This is a genomic window from Sphingomonas sp., assembly GCF_042096255.1.
Lineage (GTDB): Bacteria > Pseudomonadota > Alphaproteobacteria > Sphingomonadales > Sphingomonadaceae > Sphingomonas.
This window is the reverse complement of the sequence record NZ_JBELLZ010000042.1, coordinates 21,742-28,148: the sequence shown is the minus strand read 5'-3', so window position 1 is coordinate 28,148 and position 6,407 is coordinate 21,742. Positions and strand designations below refer to the sequence as shown.

Below are 6,407 nucleotides of genomic sequence, written 5' to 3'. Positions count from 1 at the left end.
AACGCCATGCCGAGCTCCATCCCGTAGACCCGCATCGCCTCGACCTGTTCGGCCAGTTCCAGCCAGCGCATCTCCGCCGCCTCCTTCTCGTCGCGGGCCTTGGCGACCGCCTGCATCAGCCGGTCGAACCCCTTCGGATCCTTGGCGTAGAGGTCCGGGTCGGCCAGCGCCGCCTCGTCGCGGGCGATGGCGGCGTCCAGCGTTTCGATCCGCTGGGGCAGCTGATCGTAGTCGCGCTGGTCCTTGTAGGTGAGCTTGGCGCGGGAGGGGGGCGGCGGGGGGACAGCAGGAGACGTTTTCACCTGCGGCACCGCCCCTCCACCGCGCTTCGCGCGGTCCCCCTCCCCGTGCCGGGGAGGATTTCGCTTGCGCTCCCAATCCTCGAAGCCGCCGGCGACGACATCCACCGTGCCCGAGCCGTCGAGGCCGAGCGTCACCGTCACCGTGCGGTCGAGGAAGTCGCGGTCGTGGCTGACGATCAGCACGGTGCCGTCATAGTCGGCGATCACCTCCTGGAGCAGGTCCAAGGTTTCGAGGTCGAGGTCGTTGGTCGGCTCGTCGAGCACGAGCAGGTTGGAATGGCGCGCGAACTCGCGGGCCAGCAGGAGCCGTGATCGTTCTCCGCCCGAAAGCGTGCCGACCTTCGCGTCGGCGAGCGACGGATCGAACAGGAACTCCTTCAGGTACCCGTGGACGTGCTTGCGGGTGCCGAGCACGTCGATCCAGTCGCCGCCATCGGCCAGCACGTCGCGGACGCGCTTCTCGGGCGCCATCAGCTTGCGCTGCTGATCGATGACGATGCCGTCCAGCGTCCTGGCGCGCTTCACGCTGCCGCTGTCGGGCTCGATCTCGCCGGTGAGGAGGCGCAGCAAGGTGGTCTTACCCGCGCCGTTGCGGCCGACGATGCCGATCCGGTCGCCGCGGGTGACGCGGAAAGTGAAGTCCTTGAGGATGGATCTACCGTCATAGGCTTTGGCGACGTGCTCGGCGTCGATCACCACCTTGGTCTTGCTGTCGTCCGCTGCGACGTTGAGCGCCGCGGCGCCCTGCGGGCCGATCATCGCCGCGCGCTGGGCGCGCATCTCCTTGAGCTTGGCGAGGCGGCCCTGGTTGCGGCGGCGGCGGCCGGTGACGCCGCGCTGGAGCCAATGCTCCTCGATCTTGAGCCGCGCGTCGAGCCGCTGGGCCGAGCGCTCCTCCTCGGCATAGACCTGGTCGGTCCACGCCTCGAACCCGCCGAAGCCCATCTCGGCACGGCGCACGGTGCCGCGATCCAGCCACAGCGTGCTCTTGGTCAGCCGGGTGAGGAAGGTGCGATCGTGGCTGATCACCACGAAGGCACCGCGGAACCGGCCGAGCCAGTCCTCCAGCCATTCGATCGCGGCGATATCGAGATGGTTGGTCGGCTCGTCGAGGAGGAGCACGTCCGGGTCCTGCGCCAGCGCGCGGACGATGGCGGCGCGGCGGCGCTCGCCCCCGCTCGCGGTCGCGGCTTCGCGCGACATGTCGATGCCGAGTTGGCCGGCGATCGCCTCCGCCTCGTGCGGCAGGGGGGCGTCGTCGCCGGACAGGACGTAGTCGGCAAGCGTGGCGAAGCCGGCGACCGACGGGTCCTGCTCCAGCAGGATCACGCGGGTGCCCGGCACGATGCTGCGCCGCCCCTCGTCGGCGTCGATGCGACCGGCAAGAAGCTTCAATAGAGTGGTCTTGCCCGCGCCGTTGCGGCCGATCAGCGCCAGTCGGTCACGCGCACCGACATGCATGGTGAGGCCGCGGAACAGCCAGCCGGCGCCCTGGATCAGGCCGAGGTCTTCATAGGAAAGGATGGGAGCTGCCATGGGGGCGAGCTAGGGGGTGGCGGGCGCTCCTGCAATCAGCGCGTCACACGCGACGGTGTCGATCGCGGCCGAGTCGAGCTGCTGGAATGTGACCGTTGCGTCGCCAGCGGGCAGCCAGCGCAGCGTGCGGAGGCCGGCGCCGTCCGCGAACTCGGCGACCCAGGGCACGGTGGAGTCGAGATGTTCGAACGCGATCCGGCGGATGTATCGCATGCCGGGCCGGATGCCGGCATCGCGTGCGGCCCGGGTGCGAACGGCCGTGACCGTGCGCGCGTCGTCCGTGTCGAAACCGCGATCATAGGCGGGGCGGGTGACGGTGAGCAGGCTGCCGCAGGGCGCAAGCACGTCTGCGGCGAGCGGGCGCGCGGTGGCCGCGCGAGCCGTGGCGACGGCTTCGGTGCCGGCGAGCGCGGTGAAGCGCCGGTCCTGCGAGGCCGTCGCCGGCTCGCGCGCCATGCGACGGAGGACCGGCAGCAGCGGCACCTGCCGGTCGAGCAGCAAGGCCGCCAGGAAGCCGCGATCATACTGGACCTGCATGGCATCGGGGTTGGTCCAGAACTGCGCGGACAGGTCCGCGTCGGAAAGCGCGCGCGCGGTGGATGCTCCGTAGCGGAGCAGCACCGTGTTAAGCTGCCGCGCCCAATCGGCGTTGCTCCACAGACGCGCACGAACCATCGCGCGGGCGGCGAACCAGTCGTTGACGCCTTCGGTGAACCAATAGGGTCCGGCGCCGTCGTCGACCGGGCCGAACCCGCGGCCGAACCAGCGGTGCGCATATTCGTGCGCAAGCGTGCGCGTGAGCTCGTCCAGAGGCACGTTATCGGTCGCCTCCATCGCGAAGCCGCCGGTGGTGCCGGTGCCGCCATGGCTGATCGCGCCGCTGGCGGAGCCCGCGAGCGGCGTAAGCGTGACGAGGAAATCGATGTCCGGCGCGGCGAGCATGGCGTTCTCCGTCCTCATCAGCTGCGCGACCGACATCGCCAACGCGGCATCGGCGAACGGCCATGCGCCGACGATCGCCACCTTCAGCGTGCCCGTGCCAACCCGCCGCGTCGCGACCCGAAGCGCGGTGCCGCCGACGATCATCCCCTCCGCGACCTGCCCGGCGGTGAGCGGGCCGGGACGGGTGAGATCGCTGACCAGCTGCCAGCCGGGCGCGACCGGGCCGATGGCGAAGCGCGCGGGCGCCGCATCGCGCCCGTGCGGGACGGCGATCGCGCCCTGCGCGTGGATCGCCAGCCAGTCGCGCTCGATCGCCGGGCGCGCCTTCTCGTGGGTGGCGGCGTCGGGAACGCCGGGCCGGCCGTCCGCCACCGTGTAGCGGAGGGTGATGCGCGCGTTCGGAAGGTGCCGCAGGCGCCAGCGCTCGGGCGTGCCACCCTCCGCCAGCCTCGCGCCGCGCACCTCCGGCCGGCCGAGCGCCCGCCAGAGCTCCGCGCTGCCGGCCCATCGCGCTGGCAGGTCGATGTCTGTTTCGCCGTCGGCATCGCCGGTGAAGGTCATCGCGACGCTGACGGTCGGCGCCTCCGGGCCGGCGGAGAGCGAGACGCGATAGTCGATCGGCGCGGACGCTGCTGCGAGTGCGAGGACGAATGGCATGGAACCTCCCTATTCACCGCCTATTCAATGCCCTTAGTCTAGCGAACCGGCGATCATGAACAGGCTGCTTCTGCTTCTCCTCGCGCTGGCCATGCCGGTAAGCGATGCCCATGCGCAGCGCCGCCATGGAGGCGGTGGCCCGGCGGTGGCGGGCAAGCGTGCGATGCTGCCGATCCGCGAGATCGAGCGGCGGGTGATGCCGAGCATGCCGAAGGCCGAGTATCTCGGCTTCGACTTCGACGGGGTGGCGGTTTACACGTTGAAGTTCCTGCGCGATGGAAATGTGATCTGGGTCGAGGTGGACGGCCGCACCGGCACGGTGCTGGGCCGCACCGGCCGCTGACGGAGTTCGAGCATGCGTCTGCTGATCGTCGAGGATGAGCCCAACCTGGGGCAGCAGCTCAAGAGCACGCTGGAAGGCGCGGGCTATGCCGTGGACCTCGCCACCGATGGCGAGGAGGGGCATTTCCTCGGCTCCACCGAGAGCTATGACGCGATCCTGCTCGACCTCGGCCTGCCCGAGATCGACGGGCTGACCGTGCTCGACCGCTGGCGCAAGGAGGGCAAGACCACGCCGGTGCTGGTGCTCACCGCGCGCGACAGTTGGTCCGACAAGGTGGCGGGGCTGGACGCGGGCGCGGACGATTATGTCGCCAAGCCATTCCAGACCGAGGAGCTGATCGCCCGGCTGCGCGCGCTGATCCGGCGCGCCTCGGGCAATGCGTCGAGCGAACTGACCGCGGGCGACGTGCGGCTCGACACGCGCAGCGGCAAGGTGACCCGGGCGGGCGAGCCGGTGAAGCTGACGGCGCAGGAGTATAAGCTGCTGTCCTACCTGCTCCACCACAAGGGCAAGGTGGTCAGCCGCACCGAGCTGATCGAACACATCTACGATCAGGATTTCGACCGCGATTCCAATACGATCGAGGTATTTGTTACCCGTATCCGCAAGAAGCTGGGCCAGGACGTGATCACCACGATCCGCGGCCTGGGCTACAGCCTGGAGGATCCCGACGCGCGCTCGGTGGCATAGCGGCCGAGCGGATCGGCAAGCTCGGCGGGCGGCCACGCCTCCGGTGAGGGCGACCAGGGCTCCATCTCGGCAACGCGCGGGGCAGCCGGCTGACCGGGCAGCATGCCTGCGGTGGCATAGGATCCGATGACCAGACCGCCCGCCATGCTGACGATCGCACTTGCGGCCGCGCCGATCACCAGCGCCGGGATGTTCGCCATGCCCTGTCTCCGTGGTTGCGCTTCGAACGTCTCCTGCGGCGGGCTGTTCCCCCGGTGCGCCGAATGACTGCGCGCAACACCGGATCGCTGTGGCGGCGGATGATCCTGATCGCGGCGGTTTGGATCGGGCTGCTGCTCGCCGGCGGCGGCTATGCGCTTGATCGCGTGCTGGTCTCGGCGGTGACGCGCAACTTCGACGACCAGCTCGAATATGTCCTTAACACCCTGATCTTCACGTCGGAAATTGATCCGGCAGGCGAAGTGGTGTTCAACCGCGAGCCTGCCGATCAGCGTTTCCTGGAGCCCAACTCCGGCCTCTACTGGCAGGTCTCCGCGCCGAAGCACGAGCCGTTCATCTCGCGCTCTTTGTGGGATCGCCAGCTCGCTTATGGCGGGTCCCATGCCGATCGCGGCGTGCATGCCTATGACAGCAAGCAGTTCCGCGAGGAGCGGCTGCGGGTGGTGGAGCGCGACGCCAAGATCCCCGGCTCGCCGGTCCGCTGGCGCTTCCAGGTGGCGCAGAGCCGCGACGGGCTCGACGCGCAGATCGATGCGCTGCGGCGGACCCTGGTGCGCTCGTTCGCCTTGCTGGGGCTGGGGCTGGTCTCGCTGGCGGCGCTCCAGACCTTCTACGGCCTGTGGCCGCTGCGGCGGGTGCGCGAGGAGATCGCACGGATGCGCGCCGGCCTTGCCTCTCGGATATCGGGACGGATGCCGCGTGAGGTGGCGCCGCTGGTCGAAGAGCTCAACGCGCTGGTCGAGCATAACGAGGTGCAGGCGGAGGAAGCGCGGCGGCACGCCGGCAATCTCGCGCACGCGCTCAAGACGCCGCTGACGGTGATCACCAACGCCGCGGCGGCGGGCGCGCCCGACCTGCCGGAGACGGTGATCCGTGAGGCGCGCACGATGCGCCGCCAGGTCGATCACCATCTCGCCCGGGCGCGCGCGGTCGGCCGGCGGATCACCGGGCAGAGCCGCACGCCGATCTGGCCGAGCGTCGAATCGGTCGAGCGCGCGGTGCGGCGGCTGTACCCCAACGTCCGCATCGACACCGACGGGCCCCGAGACCTCGTGGCGCATATCGAGCGGCAGGATTTGGACGAGATCGTCGGCAATCTGGTGGAGAATGCCGCCAAATACGGCGGCGGCAGCGTGTTCGTCACCATGTCCGCGCAGATGGGCTTCGTGGAGGTGATGGTGGAGGACGACGGCGCCGGCATCCCCGCCGCCGATCGCGTCCGCATCTTCGATCGCGGCGTGCGGCTGGACAGCGGCAAGCCGGGCACGGGCCTCGGCCTCGCCATCGTCCGCGACGTTGTCGAAATCTACGGCGGCACGGTGACGCTGGAGGAAAGCGAGGACCTGGGCGGGCTGCTCGTCCGGCTGCGTCTGCCGGCGGCGAGCGGCCCGCCTTCTGCCTGATCAGCGATATTTCTGCCGGTCGCGCTTCTGAACGTAGATGCGCCGGCTCAGCGCGTCGAAGCGGCGGTCGAGATCCTGGCGCTCACGCAGCGAGAGCCCGCCGATCCGATAGCGCTGCTCCAGCCGGTTGAGCGCGTAGAATTGCTGCTTCAGCCGGTCGCCTTCGACACGGGTCAGCGCGCCGTTGCGGATGCCCTGCTGGATGCGCGCGAACTGGTTCGCCTGCCGTTGATTGATCGTTCGCCACGCCTGTGCGTCGGCGACCATCGGCACGCAGGCGGCGAGTGCGGCAGCGGCAAGGATCAGGGACTTCAT

The 6,407-nt window shown here is 69.7% G+C and carries 7 protein-coding genes; 3 read left to right on the top strand and 4 right to left on the bottom strand.

Annotated elements, in window-relative coordinates:
- On the bottom strand, positions 1-1,838 hold a 1,838-nt coding region (locus ACFDTH_RS09675; RefSeq protein ID WP_375287315.1), incomplete at its 3' end, for an ABC-F family ATP-binding cassette domain-containing protein.
- Between the two features lie 9 nt (positions 1,839-1,847).
- Entirely contained in the window at positions 1,848-3,437 is a 1,590-nt protein-coding gene (locus tag ACFDTH_RS09670) for a hypothetical protein (protein ID WP_375287314.1), read from the bottom strand.
- 55 nt (positions 3,438-3,492) lie between these two features.
- Between ACFDTH_RS09670 and ACFDTH_RS09665 the strand changes: the two genes are divergently transcribed.
- Together ACFDTH_RS09665 and ACFDTH_RS09660 are read left to right on the top strand one after the other, a co-directional pair.
- Positions 3,493-3,780, top strand: coding sequence for a hypothetical protein (locus ACFDTH_RS09665; protein WP_375287313.1), 288 nt, complete (start codon positions 3,493-3,495; stop codon positions 3,778-3,780).
- 12 nt (positions 3,781-3,792) lie between these two features.
- The gene (locus ACFDTH_RS09660) at positions 3,793-4,470 is read left to right on the top strand and encodes a response regulator transcription factor (RefSeq protein ID WP_375287312.1); all 678 of its coding nucleotides are present in this window, start codon (positions 3,793-3,795) and stop codon (positions 4,468-4,470) included.
- Here the strand turns inward: ACFDTH_RS09660 and ACFDTH_RS09655 are convergent.
- Positions 4,431-4,670, bottom strand: a complete 240-nt coding sequence (locus tag ACFDTH_RS09655; RefSeq protein WP_375287311.1) for a hypothetical protein — start codon at positions 4,668-4,670, stop codon at positions 4,431-4,433. The genes ACFDTH_RS09660 and ACFDTH_RS09655 overlap by 40 nt on opposite strands.
- Before the next feature lie 63 nt (positions 4,671-4,733).
- Here ACFDTH_RS09655 and ACFDTH_RS09650 point away from each other — a divergent pair, with 63 nt between their 5' ends.
- Positions 4,734-6,092, top strand: a complete 1,359-nt coding sequence (locus tag ACFDTH_RS09650; protein ID WP_375287310.1) for a sensor histidine kinase — start codon at positions 4,734-4,736, stop codon at positions 6,090-6,092.
- On the opposite strand, the gene ACFDTH_RS09645 is transcribed toward ACFDTH_RS09650, so the two are convergent.
- On the bottom strand, positions 6,093-6,407 hold the full coding sequence (locus ACFDTH_RS09645; protein WP_375287309.1) for a hypothetical protein: 315 nt from the start codon (positions 6,405-6,407) through the stop codon (positions 6,093-6,095).

Bases quoted from the DNA above. Each gene is read 5' to 3' on its own strand.
- ACFDTH_RS09670 (WP_375287314.1), bottom strand. From the start codon at position 3,437: ATGCCATTCGTCCTCGCACTCGCAGCAGCGTCCGCGCCGATCGACTAT.
- ACFDTH_RS09665 (WP_375287313.1), top strand. From the start codon at position 3,493: ATGAACAGGCTGCTTCTGCTTCTCCTCGCGCTGGCCATGCCGGTAAGC.
- ACFDTH_RS09660 (WP_375287312.1), top strand. From the start codon at position 3,793: ATGCGTCTGCTGATCGTCGAGGATGAGCCCAACCTGGGGCAGCAGCTC.
- ACFDTH_RS09655 (WP_375287311.1), bottom strand. From the start codon at position 4,670: ATGGCGAACATCCCGGCGCTGGTGATCGGCGCGGCCGCAAGTGCGATC.
- ACFDTH_RS09650 (WP_375287310.1), top strand. From the start codon at position 4,734: ATGACTGCGCGCAACACCGGATCGCTGTGGCGGCGGATGATCCTGATC.
- ACFDTH_RS09645 (WP_375287309.1), bottom strand. From the start codon at position 6,407: ATGAAGTCCCTGATCCTTGCCGCTGCCGCACTCGCCGCCTGCGTGCCG.